Origin of the sequence: Pseudomonas sp. PB105, from assembly GCF_009764655.1 — a bacterium.
In the GTDB taxonomy this organism is placed as follows: domain Bacteria; phylum Pseudomonadota; class Gammaproteobacteria; order Pseudomonadales; family Pseudomonadaceae; genus Aquipseudomonas; species Aquipseudomonas cyclaminis.
Window position 1 is genome coordinate 555,747 of record NZ_RWIO01000093.1, and the last position, 23,251, is coordinate 578,997.

At 60.6% G+C, this 23,251-nt stretch carries 24 protein-coding genes; 19 read left to right on the forward strand and 5 right to left on the reverse strand.

The genetic code is table 11. From position 1 onward, the window contains the following. The first annotated feature begins 53 nt into the window (after positions 1 to 53). Positions 54 to 1,091: an aminopeptidase gene (locus EJD88_RS25745; RefSeq protein WP_158879295.1), complete on the forward strand. Its 1,038-nt coding sequence runs from the start codon at positions 54 to 56 to the stop codon at positions 1,089 to 1,091. An 82-nt stretch (positions 1,092 to 1,173) separates the two neighbouring features. Here the strand turns inward: EJD88_RS25745 and EJD88_RS25750 are convergent, their stop codons facing one another. Beyond that, on the reverse strand, positions 1,174 to 1,833 hold the full coding sequence (locus EJD88_RS25750; protein WP_158879296.1) for an HAD family hydrolase: 660 nt from the start codon (positions 1,831 to 1,833) through the stop codon (positions 1,174 to 1,176). Further along, on the reverse strand, positions 1,830 to 2,372 hold the full coding sequence (locus tag EJD88_RS25755) for a gamma carbonic anhydrase family protein (protein ID WP_099586177.1): 543 nt from the start codon (positions 2,370 to 2,372) through the stop codon (positions 1,830 to 1,832). The genes EJD88_RS25750 and EJD88_RS25755 overlap by 4 nt, the downstream gene beginning before the upstream one ends. Positions 2,373 to 2,426: 54 nt before the next feature. Here EJD88_RS25755 and prlC point away from each other — a divergent pair, with 54 nt between their 5' ends. The 8 genes from prlC (at position 2,427) to EJD88_RS25795 (ending at position 12,641) form a co-directional block, all read left to right on the forward strand. Next, the gene (gene prlC / locus EJD88_RS25760; RefSeq protein ID WP_178117161.1) at positions 2,427 to 4,526 is read left to right on the forward strand and encodes an oligopeptidase A; all 2,100 of its coding nucleotides are present in this window, start codon (positions 2,427 to 2,429) and stop codon (positions 4,524 to 4,526) included. Continuing rightward, positions 4,523 to 4,798 (forward strand): YheV family putative zinc ribbon protein, encoded by a 276-nt coding sequence (locus tag EJD88_RS25765; RefSeq protein WP_010207776.1) that lies wholly within the window; start codon positions 4,523 to 4,525, stop codon positions 4,796 to 4,798. The genes prlC and EJD88_RS25765 overlap by 4 nt, the downstream gene beginning before the upstream one ends. 261 nt (positions 4,799 to 5,059) lie before the next feature. Then, entirely contained in the window at positions 5,060 to 5,812 is a 753-nt protein-coding gene (locus EJD88_RS25770; RefSeq protein WP_099586179.1) for a gluconate 2-dehydrogenase subunit 3 family protein, read from the forward strand. Positions 5,813 to 5,814: 2 nt separating this feature from the next. Continuing rightward, on the forward strand, positions 5,815 to 7,599 hold the full coding sequence (locus EJD88_RS25775) for a GMC family oxidoreductase (RefSeq protein ID WP_112192849.1): 1,785 nt from the start codon (positions 5,815 to 5,817) through the stop codon (positions 7,597 to 7,599). 12 nt (positions 7,600 to 7,611) lie between these two features. Then, complete coding sequence (locus EJD88_RS25780; protein WP_158879298.1) at positions 7,612 to 8,910, forward strand: cytochrome c; 1,299 nt, start codon at positions 7,612 to 7,614, stop codon at positions 8,908 to 8,910. 81 nt (positions 8,911 to 8,991) lie between these two features. Then, entirely contained in the window at positions 8,992 to 10,050 is a 1,059-nt protein-coding gene (locus EJD88_RS25785) for a PA0069 family radical SAM protein (RefSeq protein ID WP_158879299.1), read from the forward strand. A 226-nt stretch (positions 10,051 to 10,276) separates the two neighbouring features. Then, on the forward strand, positions 10,277 to 11,008 hold the full coding sequence (locus EJD88_RS25790; RefSeq protein WP_099586183.1) for a carbonic anhydrase: 732 nt from the start codon (positions 10,277 to 10,279) through the stop codon (positions 11,006 to 11,008). 85 nt (positions 11,009 to 11,093) lie between these two features. Continuing rightward, the gene (locus EJD88_RS25795; RefSeq protein WP_099586184.1) at positions 11,094 to 12,641 is read left to right on the forward strand and encodes a SulP family inorganic anion transporter; all 1,548 of its coding nucleotides are present in this window, start codon (positions 11,094 to 11,096) and stop codon (positions 12,639 to 12,641) included. A 69-nt stretch (positions 12,642 to 12,710) separates the two neighbouring features. On the opposite strand, the gene EJD88_RS25800 is transcribed toward EJD88_RS25795, so the two are convergent. Next, positions 12,711 to 13,358 carry a hypothetical protein gene (locus EJD88_RS25800; RefSeq protein WP_112192852.1) on the reverse strand — a complete coding sequence of 216 codons (648 nt, stop codon included), beginning with the start codon at positions 13,356 to 13,358 and terminating at the stop codon, positions 12,711 to 12,713. A 368-nt stretch (positions 13,359 to 13,726) separates the two neighbouring features. On the opposite strand from EJD88_RS25800, the gene coxB reads away from it, so the two are divergent. From coxB to EJD88_RS25825, 5 genes are read left to right on the forward strand one after another with little or no spacing between them, the layout of a single operon-like run. Then, positions 13,727 to 14,854: a cytochrome c oxidase subunit II gene (gene coxB, locus EJD88_RS25805; RefSeq protein ID WP_112192853.1), complete on the forward strand. Its 1,128-nt coding sequence runs from the start codon at positions 13,727 to 13,729 to the stop codon at positions 14,852 to 14,854. Positions 14,855 to 14,912: 58 nt separating this feature from the next. Next, positions 14,913 to 16,502, forward strand: coding sequence for a cytochrome c oxidase subunit I (gene ctaD, locus EJD88_RS25810; protein WP_099586187.1), 1,590 nt, complete (start codon positions 14,913 to 14,915; stop codon positions 16,500 to 16,502). Then, positions 16,499 to 16,672: a hypothetical protein gene (locus EJD88_RS25815; protein WP_158879300.1), complete on the forward strand. Its 174-nt coding sequence runs from the start codon at positions 16,499 to 16,501 to the stop codon at positions 16,670 to 16,672. Before ctaD ends, EJD88_RS25815 begins: the two co-directional genes overlap by 4 nt. Next, positions 16,665 to 17,216 (forward strand): cytochrome c oxidase assembly protein, encoded by a 552-nt coding sequence (locus EJD88_RS25820; RefSeq protein WP_099586188.1) that lies wholly within the window; start codon positions 16,665 to 16,667, stop codon positions 17,214 to 17,216. The genes EJD88_RS25815 and EJD88_RS25820 overlap by 8 nt, the downstream gene beginning before the upstream one ends. 35 nt (positions 17,217 to 17,251) lie before the next feature. Further along, positions 17,252 to 18,139, forward strand: coding sequence for a cytochrome c oxidase subunit 3 (locus tag EJD88_RS25825; RefSeq protein ID WP_099586189.1), 888 nt, complete (start codon positions 17,252 to 17,254; stop codon positions 18,137 to 18,139). Between the two features lie 6 nt (positions 18,140 to 18,145). Here the strand turns inward: EJD88_RS25825 and EJD88_RS25830 are convergent, their stop codons facing one another. Then, positions 18,146 to 18,349: a twin transmembrane helix small protein gene (locus EJD88_RS25830; protein ID WP_012721507.1), complete on the reverse strand. Its 204-nt coding sequence runs from the start codon at positions 18,347 to 18,349 to the stop codon at positions 18,146 to 18,148. Between the two features lie 37 nt (positions 18,350 to 18,386). Between EJD88_RS25830 and EJD88_RS25835 the strand changes: the two genes are divergently transcribed. The 5 genes from EJD88_RS25835 to EJD88_RS25855 are packed head-to-tail and all read left to right on the forward strand — an operon-like array spanning position 18,387 to position 22,310. Beyond that, entirely contained in the window at positions 18,387 to 19,151 is a 765-nt protein-coding gene (locus EJD88_RS25835; RefSeq protein ID WP_158879301.1) for an SURF1 family protein, read from the forward strand. Next, on the forward strand, positions 19,117 to 19,701 hold the full coding sequence (locus tag EJD88_RS25840) for a hypothetical protein (protein WP_158879302.1): 585 nt from the start codon (positions 19,117 to 19,119) through the stop codon (positions 19,699 to 19,701). Before EJD88_RS25835 ends, EJD88_RS25840 begins: the two co-directional genes overlap by 35 nt. 10 nt (positions 19,702 to 19,711) lie before the next feature. After that, positions 19,712 to 20,791 carry a heme A synthase gene (locus EJD88_RS25845; RefSeq protein WP_099586192.1) on the forward strand — a complete coding sequence of 360 codons (1,080 nt, stop codon included), beginning with the start codon at positions 19,712 to 19,714 and terminating at the stop codon, positions 20,789 to 20,791. Further along, positions 20,779 to 21,678, forward strand: coding sequence for a heme o synthase (cyoE, locus tag EJD88_RS25850; RefSeq protein WP_099586193.1), 900 nt, complete (start codon positions 20,779 to 20,781; stop codon positions 21,676 to 21,678). Before EJD88_RS25845 ends, cyoE begins: the two co-directional genes overlap by 13 nt. Next, positions 21,675 to 22,310, forward strand: coding sequence for an SCO family protein (locus EJD88_RS25855; protein WP_112192858.1), 636 nt, complete (start codon positions 21,675 to 21,677; stop codon positions 22,308 to 22,310). Before cyoE ends, EJD88_RS25855 begins: the two co-directional genes overlap by 4 nt. Positions 22,311 to 22,454: 144 nt before the next feature. On the opposite strand, the gene EJD88_RS25860 is transcribed toward EJD88_RS25855, so the two are convergent. Further along, on the reverse strand, positions 22,455 to 23,225 hold the full coding sequence (locus EJD88_RS25860; RefSeq protein ID WP_158879303.1) for a MetQ/NlpA family ABC transporter substrate-binding protein: 771 nt from the start codon (positions 23,223 to 23,225) through the stop codon (positions 22,455 to 22,457). Positions 23,226 to 23,251: the final 26 nt, after the last annotated feature.

Here is a 23,251-nt window from a genome sequence, read left to right on the forward strand (position 1 = left end):
ACGGGTATCTCGGTCAGTATAAACACGAACCCATCAGCCAAGAGCAGTCAGGTATGGTCAGGCGTTTTCTTCCAGGGTTGATGGTGTTGCTGCTCAGTGGCTGTTCCAGTGTCAGCTACTACAGCCAATTGGCGGGTGGCCAGTGGCAGCTGTTGCAGGCTCGGGAGCCCGTTTCAAAGGTCGTCGCTGACCCGTCCCGCCCGCAGCAACTGCGCGAGCATCTCGCCCAATCCCAAAAAGCGCGAACCTTCGCCAGCGAACACCTGCACCTGCCTGACAACCAGAGTTACCGGCTGTACGCCGATATTGGCCGGCCTTATGTGGTCTGGAATGTCTTCGCCACGCAGGAATTTTCCCTGTCTCCTGAAAGTCACTGCTTCCCCATTGCCGGTTGCGTGGCTTATCGCGGTTATTACAGCCAAGGTGCCGCACGGGGTGAGGCGGCGTTGTTGCGTCAGCAAGGCATGGATGTGTCGATTGGCGGGGTCGAAGCCTATTCCACGCTGGGTTGGTTCAATGACCCGATCATCAGTTCGATGATGCATTGGGGTGATGAACGCCTGGCCACGCTGATTTTTCATGAGCTCGCGCACCAGCGTTTTTATGTGAAGGACGACACTGAGTTCAACGAATCATTTGCCAGCTTTGTCGAGCAGGAAGGTACCCGACAATGGCGCGCCGCCCGTGGTTTGGGGCCTCTGAGCAATTTGACGTTGAAGCAGCGTGACCAGTTTATCCAGCTGATCCTCGACACGCGCAAACGCCTGGAAAAACTCTACGCGCAGCCGCTGTCTGCCGAGTCGATGCGCCGGGCCAAGGCGGCCGAATTCGAGCACTTGCGCCGTAAGTACCGGCAGATGCGCGACAGCCAGTGGGGTGGCGACAAGCGTTATGACGCCTGGATCAACCTGCCGATGAACAATGCGCGGCTGCTGCCGTTCGGGCTGTATGACCAGTGGGTGCCGGCGTTTGCGGCGTTGTTTGCGCGCGAAGGCGGGGATTGGGTGAAGTTCTATGCGGCGGTGGAGAAGTTGGGTGGATTGCCGGTGGCGCAGCGCAAGGCGGCGTTGAGGCAGTTGGCGGGGGGTTGATCTTTAGGGACTCATCGGGGGCAAGCCCCCTCCCACCTTGTCCGGTGTACACCTTTCAAAAATGTGGGAGGGGGCGGCGGCCTCAAGCCCGCTGCAAAAACGCCTGATGCATCTCTGCCAACGTCTCAAAGTGCCACGTCGGCGCCTCGGCATTCAACTCGTCAAAGCTGCCAAACCCATAACCGACGGCCGCTGAATCCAGCCCATTGCTACGCGCTCCGATCAGGTCGTGCTTGCGATCACCAATCATCAAGGTCGTGGCCGGGTCCAGGCCTTCCTCGCGCATCAGATGTGCGATCAGCTCGACCTTGTTGGTCCGCGTCCCGTCCAATTCGCTGCCGTAGATCACCTTGAAGTGCTTGGCAAAGTCGAAATGTCGGGCGATTTCACGGGCAAATTCCCACGGCTTGGAGGTGGCTACGTACAGCTGGCGGCCCTGGCTGCTCAAGTCTTCCAGCAGCGGCGTCACCCCGTCGAACACGCGGTTTTCATACAGCCCCGTGACTTTGAAGCGCTCGCGGTAAAAATTCAGCGCCTCCCAGGCCTTGGCTTCATCGAAGGCGTAGAACTGCATGAACGCTTGCAGCAACGGCGGGCCGATGAAATGTTCGAGTTTGGTCAGGTCCGGCTCGTCGATGCCCAGTTTGCCGAGGGCATACTGGATCGAGCGGGTGATGCCCTCGCGTGGATCGGTGAGGGTGCCGTCCAGGTCGAACAACACGGTTTGGTAAGGCAGGCTCATTGGTCAAATCCCTCAGCCAGGTGCAGGTCTTTGAGCTTCACGTAGTTCGCGGCGCTGTAGGTGAAAAAGGCGCGCTCCTTGTCAGTCAGCGCCCGGACCTGTTTAACCGGGCTGCCCACATACAAGAAGCCGCTGTCGAGTTTCTTGCCTGGCGGCACCAGGCTGCCGGCGCCGATGATCACGTCGTCTTCCACCACGGCGCCGTCCATCACGATGCTGCCCATGCCGATCAGGATGCGGTTGCCCACGGTGCAACCATGCAGCATGACTTTGTGAGCGATGGTCACGTCGTCGCCGATCAGCAGCGGGAAACCATCAGGATTGAAGGGGCCTGCGTGGGTGATGTGCAGCACGCAGCCATCCTGCACGCTGGTGCGCGCACCGATGCGGATGCGGTGCATGTCGCCGCGAATCACGGTCAGCGGCCAAACCGAGCTGTCGGTGCCGATTTCGACATCGCCGATCACCACCGCCGAAATATCGACAAAAGCCCCGGCGCCCAGGGTTGGCGTGTGGTTCTGATAGGTGCGAAGGGTCACGATAGCCTCTCTCTCTTCTGCTGATAGCTGCGGTGGGCGTTGATTGTAATTAAGATGGCCCCATCTTTGTTCTTACATGTTTCTTCAGCCAAGGTGCCAACCGTGAGCGCGAACAACCCTCTTCTGCAGTCCTACGACCTGCCGCCGTTCTCGGCGATCCGTGCCGAGCACGTGCAGCCGGCCATCGAACAGATCCTCGCCGACAACCGCGTTGCCATCGCAGGCATCCTGCAAAGCCAGGGTAAAAATCCGACATGGGCCGGGCTGGTACTGGCCATGGACGAACTGAATGACCGCCTGGGCGCCGCCTGGAGCCCGGTCAGCCATCTCAACGCGGTGTGCAACAGCGCCGAATTGCGCGAGGCCTATGAAAGCTGCCTGCCCGCATTGAGCGCGTATTCCACCGAAATGGGCCAGAACCGCGAGCTGTTCCAGGCCTTCGAAGCCTTGGCTAACAGCCCCGAAGCCGCCGGTTTCGACGTGGCGCAAAAAACCATTCTTGAACACTCCCTGCGCGATTTCCGCCTGTCGGGCATTGACCTGCCACCTGAGCAGCAGAAGCGTTATGCCGAAGTGCAGAGCAAACTGTCTGAGCTGGGCAGCAAGTTCTCCAACCAACTGTTGGACGCCACTCAGGCCTGGACCAAACATGTCACCGATGAGGCGACGCTCGCCGGCCTGACCGACTCGGCCAAGGCGCAAATGGCCGCTGCCGCACAGGCCAAAGGCCTCGACGGCTGGCTGATCACCCTGGAATTCCCCAGCTACTACGCGGTTATGACCTACGCCCACGACCGTACCCTGCGTGAAGAAATCTACGCGGCCTACTGCACTCGTGCGTCGGACCAAGGCCCGAATGCCGGTCAGAACGATAACGGCCCGGTGATGGAACAGATCCTCGACCTGCGTCAGGAACTGGCGCAACTGCTCGGTTTCGCGTCGTTCTCCGAACTGAGCCTGGCCACCAAAATGGCTGAATCCAGCGATCAGGTCCTGAGCTTCCTGCGCGACCTGGCCAAGCGCAGCAAGCCGTTTGCCGCCCAGGATCTGCAACAGCTCAAGGCTTACGCCGCCGAACAAGGTTGCGCCGACCTGCAAAGCTGGGACAGCGGTTTCTACGGCGAAAAACTGCGCGAGCAGCGCTACAGCGTGTCCCAGGAAGCCCTGCGCGCCTACTTCCCGATCGACAAAGTGCTGGGCGGCCTGTTCGCCATTGTGCAGCGCCTGTATGGCATCGAGATCGCCGAGCAGAAAGGCTTCGACACCTGGCACCCGGATGTTCGCCTGTTTGAAATCAAGGAAAACGGCCAGCACGTCGGGCGCTTCTTCTTTGACCTTTACGCCCGCGCCAACAAGCGTGGCGGTGCCTGGATGGACGGCGCCCGCGACCGTCGTCGCACCGTTGACGGTGTGCTGCAAAGCCCGGTGGCCAATCTGGTGTGCAACTTCACCCCGGCTGACAGCGGCAAGCCTGCCCTGCTGACCCACGATGAAGTCACCACGCTGTTCCACGAATTCGGCCACGGCCTGCATCACCTGCTGACCCGCGTCGAACACGCTGGCGTGTCCGGCATCAACGGGGTGGCCTGGGATGCGGTGGAGTTGCCGAGCCAATTCATGGAGAACTGGTGCTGGGAGCCAGAAGGCCTGGCGCTGATCTCCGGCCATTATGAAAGCGGCGAGCCGCTGCCCCAGGACCTGCTGCAAAAAATGCTCGCGGCGAAGAATTTCCAGTCCGGCCTGATGATGGTGCGCCAGCTGGAATTTTCGTTGTTTGACTTCGAAATGCACGCCACCCACGGTGATGGCCGCAGCGTGGCGCAGGTGTTGGAAGGCGTACGCGACGAGGTGTCGGTCATGCGTCCGCCGGCCTACAACCGCTTCCCCAACAGCTTTGCGCACATCTTCGCCGGTGGTTATGCGGCTGGTTACTACAGCTACAAGTGGGCAGAAGTGCTGTCGGCGGATGCCTTTTCCAAGTTCGAAGAGGACGGCGTACTCAACGCTGACACCGGTCGTGCATTCCGCGAGGCGATCCTGGCCCGTGGTGGTTCACAGGCGCCGATGGTGCTGTTCGTCGACTTCCGCGGACGCGAACCGTCGATTGACGCACTCTTGCGCCACAGCGGCCTGAGTGAGGACGCGGCAGCATGAGTGAAGGGCCTGTGATTACCAAAAAACAATTCATCGCCGGGGCGGTCTGCCCGGCGTGCAGCGAGCCGGACAAGCTGAAAATGTGGACCGAGGACAACGTGCCGCACCGCGAATGCGTGGCCTGTGGCTATACCGACACCTTGAATGATCAAGGGCTGTCAGTGCCTAAGGAGCTGGGGACGCGGGTCAATACCTCGGCACTCAAAGCGCCGGCGGATCCCAAGGTTCAGGCAGTGCAATTCTTTCCGAACCCGAAGCTGAAAAAAGACTAAAAGTTTCACGCACACCTAATGTGGGAGGGGGCTTGCCCCCGATAGCGCAGTGTCACGCAGCCTATGTATCGGCTGACCCACCGCTATCGGAGCCAAGCCCCCTTCCACATTTTTTTGCCTGCGTTTATTCGACTTAGGTCGTTGAATCCGTTCTCCACATCCTTAGCCTGCTATCATTTGTAACCATTGATTGCCAAAAGTAGACGAGCCGCTCCCCAGAAGCGACCGAATAAACCCGTGACCACATGATGAGGTGCACCCATGTCTGATCAAGATCAAGACAACCCCCGGCGTGACTTTTTGCGCAAATCCTTGACCTTGATCCCGGTGGTCACGGTTGCCAGTACCGGCCTTGGCGGCTCGATATTGATGGCCACGCCTGAGCCTGCCCAGGCCGCACCGGCCAAGCCTGCGGCGAGCGACAAGGCCTACGAGCCAAGCTATTTCACCGCAGAAGAATGGGCGTTTATCAACGCCGCCGTCGAGCGCTTGATTCCCGCCGACGCCCAAGGCCCAGGTGCCCTGGAAGCCGGTGCGCCGGAATACATAGACCGTCAGATGAACACCCCGTATGCCAGTGGCGCGCTGTGGTTCATGCAAGGTCCGTTCAACGCCGACGCCGCGCCAGAGATGGGCTGGCAGAGCAAGTTGGTGCCCAAAGAGATCTATCGCCTGGGTATTGCTGCGACGGATGCCTGGTCGAAAGCCTTCAACGGTAAAGCTTTTGCCGCGCAAGACAGCGCTACCCGAGACGATATGCTGCGCCGTCTAGAGGCTGGCGGCAGTGAAGTAACGGCGCATTTCGAGGCGGTGCCGCCAAAGATGTTCTTCAACCTGTTACTGCAAAACACCAAGGAAGGCTTCTTCTGCGACCCGATCCACGGGGGCAATAAAGGCATGGTCGGCTGGACCATGATCGGCTTCCCCGGCGCCCGCGCCGACTTTATGGATTGGGTGGAACGCAACGAGCAATACCCCTTCCCGGCTGTTTCCATCCGTGGCGAGAGGGCATAACCGTGGCGACCATCATGAAGAAAGTGGATGCAGTGATCGTAGGCTTCGGCTGGACTGGCGCGATCATGGCCAAGGAGCTGACGGAGGCGGGCCTCAACGTGCTGGCGCTGGAGCGCGGCCCGATGCAGGACACGTACCCGGACGGCAACTATCCCCAGGTCATCGACGAATTGACCTACAGCGTGCGCAAGAAACTCTTCCAGGACATCTCCAAGGAGACGGTGACCATTCGCCACAGCGTGAATGACGTCGCCCTGCCTAACCGTCAGCTCGGTGCTTTTTTGCCGGGCAATGGCGTGGGCGGCGCGGGTTTGCACTGGTCGGGTGTGCACTTTCGTGTCGACCCGATCGAGCTGCGCATGCGCAGCCATTACGAAGAACGCTACGGGAAAAATTTCATTCCCAAGGACATGACCATCCAGGACTTCGGCGTCAGCTATGAAGAACTGGAGCCGTTCTTCGACTACGCGGAAAAGGTCTTCGGCACCTCAGGCCAGGCCTGGACGGTGAAAGGGCAATTAGTGGGTGAAGGCCGTGGCGGCAACCCGTATGCGCCGGATCGTTCCAACCCGTTCCCATTGGAATCGCAGAAAAACACAGTCTCCGCACAGCTGTTTCAGAAAGCGGCTGCCGACGTCGGTTACAAACCCTACAACCTGCCGTCTGCCAATACTTCGGGGCCTTACACCAACCCCTATGGCGCGCAGATGGGCCCATGCAATTTCTGCGGTTTTTGCAGTGGCTACGTGTGCTACATGTACTCCAAGGCTTCGCCGAACGTGAACATCCTGCCGGCCTTGCGCCAGGTGCCGAACTTCGAACTGCGCCCCAATTCCCACGTGCTCAAGGTCAACCTCGACAGCACCAAGAAGAAAGCCACGGGCGTGACCTATATCGACGCCCAAGGACGCGAAATCGAGCAGCCGGCGGACCTGGTGATCCTCGGCGCGTTCCAGTTCCACAACGTGCGGCTGATGCTGCTGTCGGGCATCGGCAAGCCGTACGACCCGATCACCAATGAAGGCGTGGTGGGCCGCAACTTCGCCTACCAGAACATGGCCACCATCAAAGCCTTTTTCGACAAAGACACCCACACCAACAACTTCATCGGCGCGGGCGGTAATGGCGTGGCGATGGACGACTTCAACGCGGACAACTTCGACCATGGGCCCCATGGCTTTGTGGGCGGTTCGCCGATGTGGGTCAACCAGGCCGGCAGCCGGCCGATTGCCGGGACGTCCAACCCGCCTGGCACCCCGGCCTGGGGCAGTGCGTGGAAGCGCGCCACCGCCGATTACTACACCCATCAGGTGTCGATGGATGCCCACGGCGCCCATCAATCCTACCGTGGCAACTACCTGGATCTGGACCCGGTTTACCGCGATGCCTACGGCTTGCCGCTGCTGCGGATGACGTTCGATTGGCAGGAAAACGACATCAAGATGAACCGCTTCATGGTCGAGAAAATGGGCAAGGTCGCCCAAGCGATGAACCCCAAGGCCATTGCGGTACTTGGTAAAAAAGTCGGTGAGCATTTCAACACCGCGTCCTACCAGACCACCCACCTCAACGGTGGCGCGATCATGGGCACCGACCCGAAAACCAGTGCGTTGAACCGTTACCTGCAGAGCTGGGATGTACACAACGTGTTTGTCCCAGGCGCGTCCGCTTTCCCACAGGGCCTGGGCTACAACCCTACTGGCCTGGTGGCGGCGCTGACCTACTGGTCGGCTCGGGCGATCCGTGAGCAGTACCTGAAAAACCCCGGCCCACTGGTTCAGGCATAAGGAGCGATGACCATGAAAGCATTTGTTATCGCGACGTTGGCGCTGCTCAGCAGTTGCTCCATAAGCGCTGCCGAAACCGACCTGATCCAGCAGGGCGAATACCTGGCCCGCGCCGGTGACTGCGTGGCTTGCCACACCGCCAAGGGTGGCAAACCCTTTGCGGGTGGGCTGCCGATGGAAACCCCGATTGGCGTGATCTACTCCACCAATATCACCCCGGACAAGACCGGCCTGGGCGACTACAGCTTCGACGACTTCGACAAGGCCGTGCGCCATGGTGTCGCCAAAAGCGGTAGTACGCTTTACCCGGCGATGCCCTATCCGTCTTATGCGCGTGTCAGCGACAGCGATATGCAGGCGCTGTATGCGTACTTCATGAAGGGTGTGGAACCCGTTGCCCAAGACAACAAGGACAGCGACATTCCGTGGCCCTTGAGCATGCGTTGGCCGTTGGCGGCGTGGCGTTGGATGTTTGCCCCTGAAGTGGCGGATACACCGGCTGAGGCAGCGACTGACCCGGTTATCGGCCGTGGCGCCTACCTGGTGGAAGGTTTAGGCCACTGCGGCGCGTGCCATACACCGCGTGCCCTGACCATGCAGGAAAAAGCCCTGAGTGCTACCGATGGCACCGCGTTCCTGTCCGGCAGTGCGCCGTTGGAAGGTTGGATCGCCAAGAGCTTGCGTGGCGACCACAAGGACGGCCTCGGCAGCTGGAGCGAGGAGCAGCTGGTGCAATTCCTCAAGACCGGTCGCAGTGATCGCAGCGCGGTGTTTGGTGGCATGAGCGACGTGGTCGTCCACAGCATGCAGTACCTGTCGCAAGACGACCTGACCGCTATCGCCCGTTACCTCAAGAGCCTGCCGGCGGTCGATCCCCAGGATCAGCCCCATGTGTACGACAAGCAGGTAGCCCAGGCGCTGTGGAAAGGCGATGACAGCCAGCGGGGTGCCTCGGTGTATATCGACAACTGCGCGGCCTGCCACCGAACCGATGGCCATGGCTATACACGGGTGTTCCCGGCCTTGGCGGGTAACCCGGTAGTGCAGACGGCGGATGCCACCTCGTTGATCAACATTGTGTTGAACGGCGGCACTTTGCCGGCTACGCACGCGGCGCCGTCGACCTTCACCATGCCGGCGTTTGCCTGGCGCCTGTCGGACCAGGAAGTCGCCGACGTGGTCAGTTTCATCCGTGGCAGCTGGGGCAACAAAGGTGCGCCAGTGAACGCCAGCGACGTCGCCGACCTGCGCAAGAACGATATGCGCACCACTTCGGGCGATGATTTGGGGCAGGCCACGCAAAAGCACTAAATCCTGGCTGGCCGCCAAACGGCACTGGTCAGACACCTCGTGCCTCGATACTGTATATAAAAACAGTATCGAGGCGCTTTTATGTCTACGCCGTTGCCGCCCCGTGGCCGGGGCACGGCCACCAACGTGCACAACCGCTTTGCGCCAACGGTCAGCGTGGCCGAGGACGACGGCTGGTACCAGGAAGTGCCGCCGACCCAGGGCACCGAAGTGCGTATTGAGACGGCCAAGACCATCATCACCCGCAATAACTCGCCGGACCTGCCGTTTGATCGCTCGATCAACCCGTATCGCGGTTGCGAGCATGGCTGTATCTACTGCTATGCGCGGCCCAGCCATGCCTATTGGGACATGTCACCGGGGCTGGATTTCGAAACCAGACTGATCGCCAAGAGCAATGCGGCCGATGTGCTGGAGCAGCAGCTGTCCAAGCCCGGCTACGTGTGTGCGCCGATCAACCTGGGTTCCAATACCGACCCGTACCAGCCCATCGAGCGCGAATACAACATCACGCGGCAGACCCTCGAAGTGTTGCTGCGCTACCGACACCCGGTGACCATCATCACGAAGGGTTCGCTGATCCTGCGTGATCTCGACCTGCTCACCGAGTTGGCCCGCCAGCGCCTGGTGGCGGTGATGATCAGCCTCACCAGCCTGGACGATGAGCTCAAGCGCATCCTGGAACCGCGCACCGCCGCGCCCAAGGCGCGGTTGCGAGCGATCCGGGTGATGCGTGAGGCGGGGATTCCGGTGGGCGTGCTGTGCTCGCCGATGATCCCGATGATCAACGACAGTGAACTGGAAAGCCTGCTGACCGAAGCGCACGCCGCTGGTGCGCAGAGTGCGGCGTACATGATGCTGCGCTTGCCGCTGGAGGTGGCGCCGCTGTTTGAAGAGTGGCTGGCAGCCCATTATCCGCAGCGTGCGGCCCATGTAATGAGCCTGGTTCGGCAGGTGCGCGGTGGTGAGGTGTATGACAGCCGCTTCGGCGTGCGCATGCGGGGCGAAGGGCCGTTCGCCGATTTGCTGGCCCAGCGTTTCAGCAAGGCGATCAAACGCCTGGGGCTCAATCGCCGTGAAGGATTCAACCTGGATTGCACGGCGTTCTGTCCACCGGGCAGACAGATGGCATTGTTGTAGACTGATCAGCAAGAATGCACCTTGCTTGTAGGAATAGTCGCGTTTTGACATCACTGAAACCCGCGATCTAGAGCGGTTCATTCAGTTTGAGTTAAGTTTCGACGGTTACCTTGCTCAGCGAGTGACTGATGAGTCGGCGCCTGGATTTTGGAGTTTTACAACTATTCCACTGGCCGGGCGTCGAACTGTCCTGAACACTCCCCTGCACTAATCAAGAGGATGAATCATGAGTGATAAGGATAAACAGCCGTTGGCTGCGTCGGCTTCAGCCCCTCAAGTGGCGGAGTCCGCCGATGCAGCGCTAAAGCATATCGTTGACGGTTTTTTGCATTTCCATCACGACGTCTTCCCCCAGCAGGAAGAACTCTTCAAGAAACTCGCCACGGCCCAGAGCCCACGGGCGATGTTCATTACCTGCGCCGACTCGCGCATCGTGCCCGAGCTGATCACCCAAAGCTCGCCCGGCGACCTGTTCGTGACCCGTAACGTCGGCAACGTGGTGCCACCTTACGGCCAGATGAACGGCGGTGTTTCAACCGCTATCGAGTACGCGGTACTTGCCCTGGGTGTGCAGCACATCATCGTCTGCGGTCACTCCGACTGTGGCGCCATGCGTGCGGTACTCAACCCCGACAGCCTGGAAAAAATGCCGACGGTACGGGCCTGGCTGCGGCACGCCGAGGTGGCCAAGTCGATGGTCGAGGACAACTGCGACTGCGCCAACGAAGGCGAGAGCATGAAGGTGCTGACCGAAGAAAACGTCATCGCCCAGTTGCAACATTTGCGTACCCACCCTTCCGTGGCCTCACGCATGGCCAATGGTCAGTTGTATATCCACGGTTGGATCTACAACATCGAGACCAGCGAAATCCGCGCCTACGATGCCGACCAGTCGGCGTTCCGACCGTTGAGCGGCGACGGGCCGATCCCTTGCGCGACGCCTAAAGCGCGCTTCTAAAACACTTCCCTGCCGGGTAATGCGGTGGCTGCCATGGATGCAGCCAGGCTTTACCGCGCCCGGCGAATGCCTCGGGAGAGTCATCATGCGTGCTGCTCAATTGAAAGCTGTATTGCCACGGGAGCTGCTCGCCTCGGTGGTTGTGTTTCTGGTCGCCCTGCCGCTGTGCATGGGCATCGCGATTGCGTCCGGCATGCCGCCGGCCAAAGGTCTGATCACCGGGATTATCGGTGGCCTGGTGGTGGGTTGGCTGGCGGGTTCGCCGCTGCAGGTCAGTGGCCCGGCGGCGGGTCTGGCGGTGCTGGTGTTCGAACTGGTGCGCCAGCACGGCATGTTGATGCTGGGGCCGATCCTGCTGCTGGCGGGCTTCCTGCAATTGGTGGCCGGACGCTTGCGCCTGGGCTGCTGGTTCCGCGTGACGGCGCCCGCAGTGGTGTACGGCATGCTGGCGGGGATTGGCGTGTTGATTGTGCTGTCGCAGATTCATGTGATGCTTGACGGCGCGCCCAAGCCTTCTGGGCTGGACAACCTGGCGGGCTTCCCGGCTGCACTGTCCGAAGCCATCCCGACCCTTGGTGGCGGGCTCGGCTGGCAAGCGGGTTTGCTGGGCCTGTCGACGATGCTGGTGATGTACCTGTGGGATAAATTCCGCCCGCAACCGCTGCGGTTCGTGCCGGGTGCGTTGCTCGGCGTCGGCCTGGCTACGGTCACCAGCCTGGTGCTGGCGTTGCAGGTAAAGCGCGTGGAAGTCCCGGAAAACCTGGCTGACGCCATTGATTGGCTGCGCCCCAGCGACCTGCTGAACCTGGCTGATCCTCAACTGCTGATTGCAGCCTTTGCCGTGGCATTTATCGCCAGCGCCGAAACCCTGCTCTCGGCGGCGGCTGTCGACCGCATGCACAACGGCCAACGTTCCGACTTCGACAAAGAGCTGTCCGCCCAAGGCGTCGGCAACATGCTCTGCGGGCTGGTCGGTGCCTTGCCGATGACCGGCGTGATCGTGCGCAGTTCGGCCAACGTCCAGGCGGGTGCAACCACCCGTCTGTCGGCAATGTTCCACGGCGTCTGGTTGCTGGGTTTCGTGTTGCTGCTGTCTAGCGTGTTGCAAAGCATCCCGGTGGCTAGCCTCGCCGGGGTGCTGGTGTACACCGGGATCAAGCTGGTCGACGTCAAGGCGTTCAAGGCTTTGGGGCGCTACGGGCGGATGCCGATGTTCACCTATGCGGCCACGGCGCTGGCGATCATCTTTACCGACCTGCTGACGGGTGTGCTGGTGGGCTTTGGCCTCACGTTGGTCAAGTTGGCGTTCAAGGCGTCGCGGCTGAAAGTCAGCCTGATCGACTTGCCCCAGGAGGGCGAGATGGAGCTGCGTTTGATTGGTGCGGCGACCTTTCTCAAAGTGCCGGCGTTGACCCAGGTGCTGTCGACAGTGCCTGCGGGGACCACGGTGCATGTCCCGCTCAACAACCTCAGCTATATCGACCATTCCTGCCTGGAGTTGCTGGAGGAATGGGGTCGGGCCAATGCGGCGAAGGGTTCGAAGCTGGTGATTGAGGCGCGTGGGTTGAAGCGACGGTTGGAAGGCAGGATTCGCACGACGACGGGGATCGGCTCGGCGCCATCAATCGGCTGACGGAACCGGATCAACATGTGGGAGGGGGGCAAGCCCTCTCCCACATTTGTTCTGTGTCGAATTCAAGGTTTAAGCCGGCTGATCCAACGCCAACTCCACCCCCAACTGCCGCGACAGGCACGGCCAGCGCTTCCAGGCGGCCTCGGTGTTCGGGCTTTTCAGTTGCTCGCGATACGCTTCGACCGACTCCAGCGCGAAGCTCTCGTCGTTAAGCATCTCATCCACCGCCAGGTGCACGGCTTGATCCAACTGGTTGGCGAAATCTTCACCGATCAATTGATGGGCAATCACGTTAGCCACGGTGGTATCCGCCGGAATCAACGGCTGACCGAAGTGCTTGATATACACATCGTTGACTTCTTCCACCAGCCGGTGGGCCAGGTAGGCCTCGTCCAGCAGCCCGTCCAGGCCTTCGTGGCCTGCCAGAATTGCGGGCGGTTGCAGGAAAAAATGCTCGGCAATCTTCAGTACCGGCTTGATCTGGCTTTCGATTCCGGCTTCGCGAGCCACGTCATTGGCAGCATCGAGCAACTCCGGCACGAGGTCGATGTAGGCAGTGACAAAGCGGGTCATGACCACGTTGCGATCACCTTCAGCCAGGGAAATGGCTGCATGCAGGTGCGGCAATTGTTTTTCCAGCTGCTGGGCAAGCTGGCCCGTAGTGGCTTCGTGTTGATGGGCACGGGAAATCTGCTCGCGCAATGCGGCGGTGTTCATGAAGGCTCCAGTGAATCAGGCGTAGGAAAAGGGAGAAGTTAAGGTAGCTCGTTTATACGAGCGCCTAAGACGCATTTGTCATAATTATTTCATGGTTATGCACAGGCGTTATATCGAATTGCCATCGTTCGTCGGAAAATCGATTCCGCACCCGGTTCTATTGGCTCCGGCCGTGCCTTTTCGCCTCATTTGTCCCTACACATTGCGGGGTTGCAGTCCCTGTCTATACTCGGATTTGTACGCGATTAGCTGATGACGCCAGACTGCATAAGCAGGCAAGGCTAAGCGGTTGTAAGCAGTATGGAAGCCGCTCCCTTCGACGCAGGTGCAAACCGGCGGGATAACAAGAACGATAAGGGGAACCCGCAATGATGCGACATCCACACGTTTGGATGGGCCTCCTGTTGTGGTCGGTATTCGGCCAGGCGCACGCCGCCTGGACAACGAATATGGCGCCAGGGGCAACAGAAGTCAGTCACGCTGTGTTCGACCTGCACATGACCATTTTCTGGATCTGTGTGGTGATTGGCATCATCGTGTTTGGCGCCATGTTCTGGTCGATGATGGTCCACCGGCGTTCTACCGGTCAGGTCGCGGCCAAGTTCCACGAGAGCACCACCGTGGAAATCCTCTGGACCGTCGTGCCCTTGCTGATCCTGATCGCGATGGCCATTCCGGCGACCAAGACCCTGATCAACATCTACGACAGCAGTGAGTCGGATATCGATATCCAGGTCACCGGCTACCAGTGGAAGTGGCATTACAAATACCTGGGCCAGGATGTGGAGTTCTTCAGCAACCTGGCCACGCCCGCCGAGCAGATCCACAACCAGGCCACCAAGGGCGAACACTACCTGCTGGAAGTCGACCAGCCGCTGGTCCTGCCGGTGGGCGCCAAAGTGCGCTTCCTGGTCACAGCCGCCGACGTGATCCACTCCTGGTGGGTGCCGGCGTTTGCGGTCAAGCGCGATGCCATTCCCGGTTTCGTCAACGAGGCCTGGACCCGTGTCGAGAAGCCCGGTATCTACCGTGGCCAGTGCGCCGAGCTATGCGGCAAGGACCATGGATTCATGCCCATCGTGGTCGAGGTCAAGTCCAAGGCCGACTACGACACCTGGCTGGGTGAGCGTAAGGCCGAGGCCGCCAAGCTCAAGGAGCTGACCTCCAAAGAATGGACCCTTGAAGAACTGGTGGCCCGTGGCGACAAGGTCTATCACACCACCTGCGTGGCCTGTCACCAGGCCGAAGGCCAGGGCCTGCCGCCGATGTTCCCGGCGCTCAAAGGTTCGAAAATCGCCACCGGGCCTGCTGCCGATCACCTGAGCATCGTCTATCACGGCAAGCCCGGCACTGCCATGGCGGCCTTCGGCAAGCAACTGTCGGAAGTGGATATCGCGGCCGTGGTGACCTACGAGCGCAACGCCTGGGGCAACAACAAAGGCGACATGGTCACGCCGAAAGACGTGCTGGCCATCAAACAGGCGGAAAGCAAATGACAGCCCTCATTGCGTTTGCCCCGACCCGCCCCGCCCATTCGTTTGCAGGAGAACGGCCATGAGCGCTGTGATCGATGACCATGGCCACGCCGGTGACCATGCCCACGGCCCCGCCAAGGGCTTGATGCGTTGGGTGCTGACCACCAACCACAAAGACATCGGCACGATGTACCTGTGGTTTGCGTTTGCGATGTTCCTGCTCGGCGGTTCGTTCGCCATGGTGATCCGGGCCGAGCTGTTCCAGCCTGGCCTGCAGATCGTCGAACCGGCATTTTTCAACCAGATGACCACCATGCATGGCCTGATCATGGTGTTTGGCGCGGTGATGCCGGCGTTTGTCGGCCTGGCCAACTGGATGATCCCGCTGATGATCGGCGCGCCCGACATGGCCCTGCCGCGCATGAACAACTTCAGTTTCTGGCTGTTGCCGGCGGCGTTCCTGCTGCTGGTTTCAACGCTGTTCACCCCCGGCGGCGGGCCGAACTTCGGCTGGACCTTCTACGCCCCGCTCTCCACCACCTACGCGCCGGAAAGCGTGACGTTCTTCATCTTTGCCATCCACCTGATGGGCATTAGTTCGATCATGGGCGCGATCAATGTGGTCGCCACCATCCTCAATCTGCGTGCGCCCGGCATGACCCTGATGAAAATGCCGCTGTTCGTGTGGACCTGGCTGATCACCGCGTTCCTGCTGATCGCCGTGATGCCGGTGCTGGCGGGCTGCGTGACCATGATGCTGATGGACATCCACTTCGGCACCAGCTTCTTCAGTGCCGCCGGTGGCGGTGACCCGGTGTTGTTCCAGCATGTGTTCTGGTTCTTCGGCCACCCCGAGGTGTACATCATGATCCTGCCGGCCTTCGGCGCCGTCAGCTCGATCATTCCGACCTTTTCACGCAAGCCGCTGTTCGGCTACACCTCGATGGTCTATGCCACGGCGAGCATCGCGTTCCTGTCGTTTATCGTGTGGGCGCACCACATGTTCGTGGTCGGCATCCCGCTGGTGGGCGAGTTGTTCTTCATGTACGCCACGCTGCTGATCGCTGTGCCGACCGGTGTGAAGGTGTTCAACTGGGTCAGCACCATGTGGCAAGGCTCGTTGACGTTCGAGACGCCGATGCTGTTTGCGGTGGCCTTCGTGATCCTGTTCACCATCGGCGGCTTCTCCGGGTTGATGCTGGCGATTGCCCCGGCGGACTTCCAGTACCACGACACCTACTTCGTGGTGGCGCACTTTCATTACGTACTGGTGCCCGGCGCGATCTTTGGCATCTTCGCATCGGCCTACTACTGGCTGCCGAAATGGACCGGCCACATGTACGACGAAACCCTGGGCAAGCTGCACTTCTGGCTGTCTTTCGTGGGCATGAACATGGCGTTCTTCCCGATGCACTTTGTGGGGCTGGCGGGCATGCCGCGTCGGGTGCCGGACTACAACCTGCAGTTCGCCGATTTCAACATGGTCTCGTCGATTGGCGCGTTTATGTTTGGTGCCACGCAGATCTTCTTTTTGTTCATCGTGATCAAGTGCATCCGTGGCGGCCCACCGGCGCCAGCCAAGCCGTGGGATGGGGCTGAAGGCCTGGAGTGGAGCGTGCCTTCGCCGGCGCCGTACCACACCTTCACCACGCCGCCGGAGGTCAAATGAACACCGTTCTGTATCGCGAACGCGGTCAATGTGGGAGGGGCGGTGCGACGATTCGACTTGCCCCCGATGGCGGTGTATCGGCCTACATCTTCATTGGCTGTGAAATCGCAATCGGAGGCAAGCCTCCTCCCACCTTGACCGAGTTCGGCTTAGGTGATCGCCATGGCTGACTCCGTGCCCCTCAAGCGCCTCGTCACCCGGCTGCTGATCCTGGTGGTGGCGATGTTCGCCTTCGGCTTTGCCCTGGTGCCGATCTACGACGTGATGTGCAAGGCGTTCGGCATCAACGGCAAGACCGCCGGGCAGTACGAGGGTTCGCAAGTGGTGGACCCGACACGTCAGGTGCGCGTGCAGTTCTTATCCACCAACGCTATCGACATGGTCTGGGACTTCTACGCCAAGGCCGACGAGGTGGTGGTCAACCCCGGCGCCGTGACCGAGATGCTGTTCGTGGCCCACAACCCCACCGACAAGCCGATGACTGCTCAGGCCGTACCGAGCATTTCCCCGGCCGAAGCGGCGATGTATTTCCACAAGACCGAATGTTTTTGCTTCACCCAGCAGGTGTTGCAACCAGGCGAGCGTATCGAGATGCCGGTGCGCTTTATTGTCGATCGCGACATGCCCAAGGATGTGAAGCATTTGACCCTGGCGTACACGCTGTTTGATATCACTGCGCGCCAACCGCCCGTGGCTGCCCACACCGGCGGCTAGCTACTGTTTGCCCCCTCAATCGGGAGAGTGAATACATGTCGAATCATGATACGTACTACGTACCGGCGCAGAGCAAATGGCCGATAATTGCCACGTTTGGACTGCTGATCACGGTGTATGGCCTGGGTGTGTGGTTCAACGATCTCAAGGCGGCGCGCCCGGAATCCCACGGCCCGTGGATCTTTTTCGTCGGCGGACTGCTACTCGCCTACATGTTGTTCGGCTGGTTTGGTGCGGTGATCAAGGAAAGCCGCGCCGGTTTGTACAGCCCCCAGATGGACCGCTCGTTTCGCTGGGGCATGAGCTGGTTCATCTTTTCCGAAGTGATGTTCTTTATCGCGTTCTTCGGTGCGCTGTTTTATGTGCGGCACATGTCCGCGCCCTGGCTGGCCGGTGAAGGCTCGAAGGGCGTCGCGCATATGCTGTGGCCAAATTTCGAATTTGCCTGGCCGTTGCTCAACAATCCTGACCCAAAACTCTACCCCGCCCCTGAGGGCACCATCAGCCCGTGGGGGTTGCCGCTGGTCAACACCATCCTGCTGGTGAGTTCCAGCGTGACCATTACCATCGCTCACCACGCACTGCGCAAAGGCCATCGCGGCGCGCTGAAGATCTGGCTGGCGCTCACCGTGCTGCTGGGCCTGGCATTTCTCGGGTTCCAGGCCGAGGAGTACATCCATGCCTATAAAGAGCTGGGCCTGACGCTGGGCTCCGGTGTATATGGCGCGACGTTCTTTATGCTCACCGGTTTCCACGGCGCCCACGTGACCATCGGCACGATCATTTTGTTTGTGATGCTGATGCGCGTCCTGCGTGGGCACTTCAACGCCGAGCATCAGTTTGGTTTCGAGGCGGCCAGTTGGTATTGGCACTTTGTGGATGTGGTGTGGATCGGGCTGTTTTTCTTCGTTTACGTGCTGTGAGGCTTCTTACCACGGCGCGTGGGAAACCAACTGGCCGCTGAAAAATCCCCAGGTGATCAGCGCCAGGGTGATCACGGCCAGTACGACACGCACGGTCAAGGCAGTGACGAGGCGATTGGAGTTGCCCTCGTCCTTCACCAGAAAGAACAAGCCACTGAACAGGCTTACGACAGTTGCGATCAGCATCAGGGCAATGGCTGCTTTGAGCATGGTCGGGCTCCTGGACATTGAAGAAGAGCTGCGGGCAATGAAAACAAGTATAGCCAGCGCCATAAAACAGTTTCGTCCCGGTATTGCGCCGACAGTGGTGGTGTTGCTGCTGCTGCCGTTGATGGTGGGCTTGGGGTTCTGGCAGCTGTCACGCGGGCATGAAAAGCAACGCTTGCTCGACAGTTACGCCGAGCGCCGCGTGGCGGCGCCGATGAGCAGCGCCCAACTCAACGACTCCACAGATCCGGCATTTCGCCGTGTGCATCTGCGCGGTCAATTCGACGCCGATCACAGCGTATTGCTCGACAACCGCATGCGCGATGGCAAGGCCGGTGTCGAGTTGCTGCAACCCTTCCACGACCAGGCCAGCGGCCTGTGGTTGTTACTCAATCGCGGCTGGCTGCCCTGGCCGGATCGGCGCACCCCGCCCGCCTTCACCACACCAGAACAACCGCTGAATCTCGATGCCTGGGTGTACGTCGCTCCCGGCGAAACCTTCCAGTTGCAGGCCGACCCGGCGGGCGCGCCATGGCCGCGATTGCTCACCGCCCTGCATCCCGCGGCGCTGTGGGCGGAGTTGGGCCGCAACGGTTTTGCCTATGAGCTGCGCGCTGACGCCGGCCCTGGTACCTATGAAACGACTTGGCCGGTGGTCGCCATGGGCCCTGAGAAACACCTGGCTTATGCCGTGCAGTGGTTCGCCATGGCGCTGGCGCTGCTGGTTCTTTACCTCTACCTCGGATCGCACAACAAGAAGGAGAAGCCCCATGGGAGCGGCCACGAATCGACTCAACATGTCTGACCTGCCCGATCGGCGCAAAGGCCGCTGGCAACTGCTGCTGATCCTGCTGATGGTGATCGGCCCGATGGTGCTGGCCACCTTTATGTACAAGCTGCAGTTCTGGGTGCCGGATAGCCGCAGTTATCACGGCGAGATGATCGGCAATGGCCAGACCCGCGCCGACATTGGCGTGCAAGCGGATGAACAGCGCTGGCAACTGCTGGTCACCGCGCCCACGGCGTGTGCAGCCGATTGCCAGCAACTGGTGTACCTCGCCCGGCAATTGCAGATCGGCCTGGGGCGCGATGCCTCGCGCGCCAGCCATGCCTTGGCGAGTGCGCAGCCGGTGGGCGCCGACTACGAAACCAGGTTGAAAGCCGAATACCCTCAATTGCAGCGTTACGCGCTGGATGTTTCGACCTTTACCAAAAACGCTGCCGCGCCGGGCGATGCGCAGCTGTGGATCGTCGACCCCCACGGCAACCTGGTGCTGCGCTACGACGCCAGGGTCAAGGGCAAGGACCTGCTCAACGACCTGCGCCACCTGCTGAAACTGTCGAATATCGGATAGGGGCATCGTCATGGCCAAACCTGGATTTCGCCTCGCGTTGTTTGCCACCTTGCTGGCGCTGATCGTCGTGCTGCTCGGCGCCTACACGCGCCTGACCCACGCCGGCCTCGGATGCCCGGACTGGCCCGGTTGCTACGGCTTTATCAGCGTGCCGCAAAGCGAGGCCCAGTTGGCCCATGCCGAGTTGCATTTTCCCGACACGCCGGTGGAGGCCGACAAAGGCTGGGCCGAGATGACCCATCGCTACTTTGCTGGCACTTTGGGTCTGTTGATTGTGTTATTGGCGGCGCGTTCGTGGAGTCACCGGCGTGATCCTGGCCAGCCAGTCAAATTGCCGCTGTTTCTGCTGGCCGTGGTATTTGCCCAGGCAGCATTTGGCATGTGGACGGTGACGCTCAAGCTGTGGCCGCAAGTGGTGACGGGCCATCTGCTGGGCGGCTTTGCCACCTTGAGCCTGCTGTTTTTGCTGACCTTGCGCCTGTCCGGCGTGCTGCCCGCGTTGATCGTGCCCAGGCGCCTGCAATATTGGGCGACGGCCGGGTTGGTGTTGGTGATCGGGCAGATTGCGCTCGGCGGCTGGGTCAGCTCCAACTACGCGGCCGTCGCCTGTGTCGACTTGCCCACCTGCCATGGCGAATGGTGGCCGGCGGCCGACTTTGCCAATGGCTTTCACCTGACCCAGCACATCGGTCCGAATTACCTGGGCGGCCAACTCGACAGCGAGGCGCGCACGGCCATTCACCTGACCCATCGCCTCGGCGCGGTGCTGGTAACCCTGGTTCTGCTGGGCCTGGCCTGGCAACTGCGTGCGGTGGGCATGACGCGGCTGGCGGGCTTGTTGTTGATCGCCCTCGCTGCGCAAATCTGTCTGGGCGTGAGCAATGTAGCGTTCGGCCTGCCGCTGGCGGTCGCGGTCGGGCATAACGCGGGCGGTGCTGGCTTGCTGCTGACGCTGGTGCTGGTCAATTACCACGCGCGAACCAGCCTGGTCAGGGTGCGCAATCAATCGCCGTTCGGCTGGCGATTTATCCCGCGCAAACACGTATCGGGGCTCATCACCCTTAAAGGAGAGATGCCATGGCGACCGTGATCGGCGCGCGTCACGATCAGGCGATCTGGCGTGATTACCTGGAGCTGACCAAGCCGAAAGTGGTGGTGCTGATGCTCATCACCTCGCTGGTAGGCATGTTCCTCGCGACCCGTGCCGGCGTGCCATGGACGGTGCTGATTTTTGGCAACCTGGGCATTGCCCTGTGTGCCGGCGGCGCGGCGGCGGTCAACCATGTGGTGGATCGGCGGATCGATGCGGTGATGGCGCGCACTCACAAGCGGCCGCTGGCGCAAGGGCGGGTGTCGCCGATGGCGGCGCTGGCCTTTGCATTGTTTCTGGCTGTTGCAGGCTTGGGCCTGTTGCTGGCGTTCACCAATGCCCTGGCGGCGTGGCTGACCTTGGCCTCGCTGCTCGGTTACGCCGTGATCTACACCGGGTTCCTCAAGCGTGCGACGCCGCAGAATATCGTCATCGGCGGGCTGGCCGGCGCTGCGCCGCCGCTGTTGGGGTGGGTCGCCGTCACGGGGCACATCAGCGCCGAGCCGCTGCTGCTGGTGCTGATCATCTTCGCCTGGACCCCGCCGCACTTCTGGGCCCTGGCCATCCATCGCAAGGAGGAATACGCCAAGGCCGACATTCCGATGCTGCCGGTGACCCACGGCGAGCATTACACCAAGGTGCATATCCTGCTCTACACCTTTGCCCTGCTGGCCGTGAGCCTGATGCCCTACGTGATCCATATGAGCGGACCGTTGTACCTGGCGTGCGCGCTGGTGTTGGGTGCACGCTTTCTGCAATGGGCCTGGGTGTTGTACCGTGGCGGTCGGCCGCACGCGGCGATCAACACCTTCAAGTACTCTATCTGGTACTTGCTGCTGCTGTTTATCGCCCTGCTCGTAGACCACTACTTATTGTTGAACCTATGACTCGAACTCAAAAAACCGTCTTCATCCTGGTGGCCATCGTCGCGTTGATCATGGGCCTGACCGTCAACAAAGTGCTCAGCGGCAAAGGCCAGGGCGACCCCACCGCGCTGATCGACGCGGGCATCATCCTGCTGCCGCAAAGCCGGCAGTTGCCGCCTGTGAGCATGACCAATCAGGACGGCCAGCCGGTGGTCATCAACGAGTTGAAGGGTAAGTGGAGCCTGTTGTTCTTCGGCTACACCTTCTGCCCGGATATCTGCCCGACCACCCTCGCCCAGTTGCGCCAGATCAAGAGCGAACTGCCGAAGGAGGCTGTGGATAAGTTGCAAGTGATCCTGGTCAGCGTTGACCCGCATCGCGACACGCCGACTCAGCTCAAGCAGTACCTGGGCTATTTCGATCCGCAATTTGTGGGCCTGACCGGCGCGAATGTGGAGGATGTGCAGAAGGTGTCGAATGCGGTGAGCATTCCGTTTATTCCGGCCGATACCAGCAAGCCGAACTACACCGTCGATCACAGCGGCAACCTGGCGTTGATCGGACCGGACGGGACGCAGCGTGGGTTTATCCGTGCGCCGTTGAACAACCAGAAGCTGGTGGCGCAGTTGCCGGGGTTGTTGCAGCGCAAGTGAAGACAACACAAAGCAAATGTGGGAGGGGGCTTGCCCCCGATAGCAGTGGGTCAGTCACTAGATACAGTGGCTGACACTCAGCAATCGGGGGCAAGCCCCCTCCCACATTTTTGATCTCCAGTGTTTTGGAGATTGAGGGTTGGATCAGAACGCCGGCTTGATCGCGCCTTTGTACTTCTCTTCGATGAATTGCTTCACTTCAGGCGTGTGCAGGGCGGCTACCAGTTTCTTCACCGCATCCGAATCCTTGTTGTCTTCGCGGGTGACCAGGATGTTCACGTAAGGCGAGTCGCTGCCTTCGATGACCAGTGCGTCCTTGGACGGGTCCAGCTTGGCTTCCAGGGCGTAGTTGGTGTTGATCAGCGCCAGGTCGACCTGGGTCAGTACGCGCGGCAGCGTGGCGGCTTCCAGTTCGCGGAACTTCAGGTTTTTCGGGTTTTCGGTGATGTCCTTGATGGTCGACAGGATGTTGGTCGAGTCCTTCAATTTGATCACGCCGGCTTTTTCCAGCAGCAACAGCGCACGGCCGCCGTTGGTGGCGTCGTTGGGGATCACCACGTTGGCGCCGTCAGGCAGGTCGGCCAATTTTTTGTACTTGCTGGAGTAAGCGCCCAGAGGTTCCAGGTGCACTGCGCCGACGCTCACCAGGTGAGTGCCCTTGGCTTTGTTGAATTCATCCAGATACGGCTGGTGCTGGAAGAAGTTCGCGTCCAGGCGCTTTTCCGCGACCTGTACGTTGGGCTGCACGTAGTCGGTGAAGACCTTGACCTGCAGGTCCACGCCTTCCTTGGCCAGGGCAGGTTTCACGAATTCGAGGATTTCCGCATGCGGCACCGGCGATGCGGCGACCGTAATGGTTTCGGCGTGGGCGGAAAACGCGGCAACGGCGGCGAAAGCAACCAGTAGTTTTTTCATCCAACAAGCTCCTTGTTCGGGCATGT

Bases quoted from the DNA above. Each gene is read 5' to 3' on its own strand.
- EJD88_RS25745 (WP_158879295.1), top strand. From the start codon at position 54: ATGGTCAGGCGTTTTCTTCCAGGGTTGATGGTGTTGCTGCTCAGTGGC.
- EJD88_RS25750 (WP_158879296.1), bottom strand. From the start codon at position 1,833: ATGAGCCTGCCTTACCAAACCGTGTTGTTCGACCTGGACGGCACCCTC.
- prlC (WP_178117161.1), top strand. From the start codon at position 2,427: ATGGCCCCATCTTTGTTCTTACATGTTTCTTCAGCCAAGGTGCCAACC.
- EJD88_RS25765 (WP_010207776.1), top strand. From the start codon at position 4,523: ATGAGTGAAGGGCCTGTGATTACCAAAAAACAATTCATCGCCGGGGCG.
- EJD88_RS25770 (WP_099586179.1), top strand. From the start codon at position 5,060: ATGTCTGATCAAGATCAAGACAACCCCCGGCGTGACTTTTTGCGCAAA.
- EJD88_RS25780 (WP_158879298.1), top strand. From the start codon at position 7,612: ATGAAAGCATTTGTTATCGCGACGTTGGCGCTGCTCAGCAGTTGCTCC.
- EJD88_RS25785 (WP_158879299.1), top strand. From the start codon at position 8,992: ATGTCTACGCCGTTGCCGCCCCGTGGCCGGGGCACGGCCACCAACGTG.
- EJD88_RS25790 (WP_099586183.1), top strand. From the start codon at position 10,277: ATGAGTGATAAGGATAAACAGCCGTTGGCTGCGTCGGCTTCAGCCCCT.
- EJD88_RS25795 (WP_099586184.1), top strand. From the start codon at position 11,094: ATGCGTGCTGCTCAATTGAAAGCTGTATTGCCACGGGAGCTGCTCGCC.
- EJD88_RS25800 (WP_112192852.1), bottom strand. From the start codon at position 13,358: ATGAACACCGCCGCATTGCGCGAGCAGATTTCCCGTGCCCATCAACAC.
- coxB (WP_112192853.1), top strand. From the start codon at position 13,727: ATGATGCGACATCCACACGTTTGGATGGGCCTCCTGTTGTGGTCGGTA.
- ctaD (WP_099586187.1), top strand. From the start codon at position 14,913: ATGAGCGCTGTGATCGATGACCATGGCCACGCCGGTGACCATGCCCAC.
- EJD88_RS25815 (WP_158879300.1), top strand. From the start codon at position 16,499: ATGAACACCGTTCTGTATCGCGAACGCGGTCAATGTGGGAGGGGCGGT.
- EJD88_RS25820 (WP_099586188.1), top strand. From the start codon at position 16,665: ATGGCTGACTCCGTGCCCCTCAAGCGCCTCGTCACCCGGCTGCTGATC.
- EJD88_RS25825 (WP_099586189.1), top strand. From the start codon at position 17,252: ATGTCGAATCATGATACGTACTACGTACCGGCGCAGAGCAAATGGCCG.
- EJD88_RS25830 (WP_012721507.1), bottom strand. From the start codon at position 18,349: ATGCTCAAAGCAGCCATTGCCCTGATGCTGATCGCAACTGTCGTAAGC.
- EJD88_RS25835 (WP_158879301.1), top strand. From the start codon at position 18,387: ATGAAAACAAGTATAGCCAGCGCCATAAAACAGTTTCGTCCCGGTATT.
- EJD88_RS25840 (WP_158879302.1), top strand. From the start codon at position 19,117: ATGGGAGCGGCCACGAATCGACTCAACATGTCTGACCTGCCCGATCGG.
- EJD88_RS25845 (WP_099586192.1), top strand. From the start codon at position 19,712: ATGGCCAAACCTGGATTTCGCCTCGCGTTGTTTGCCACCTTGCTGGCG.
- cyoE (WP_099586193.1), top strand. From the start codon at position 20,779: ATGGCGACCGTGATCGGCGCGCGTCACGATCAGGCGATCTGGCGTGAT.
- EJD88_RS25855 (WP_112192858.1), top strand. From the start codon at position 21,675: ATGACTCGAACTCAAAAAACCGTCTTCATCCTGGTGGCCATCGTCGCG.
- EJD88_RS25860 (WP_158879303.1), bottom strand. From the start codon at position 23,225: ATGAAAAAACTACTGGTTGCTTTCGCCGCCGTTGCCGCGTTTTCCGCC.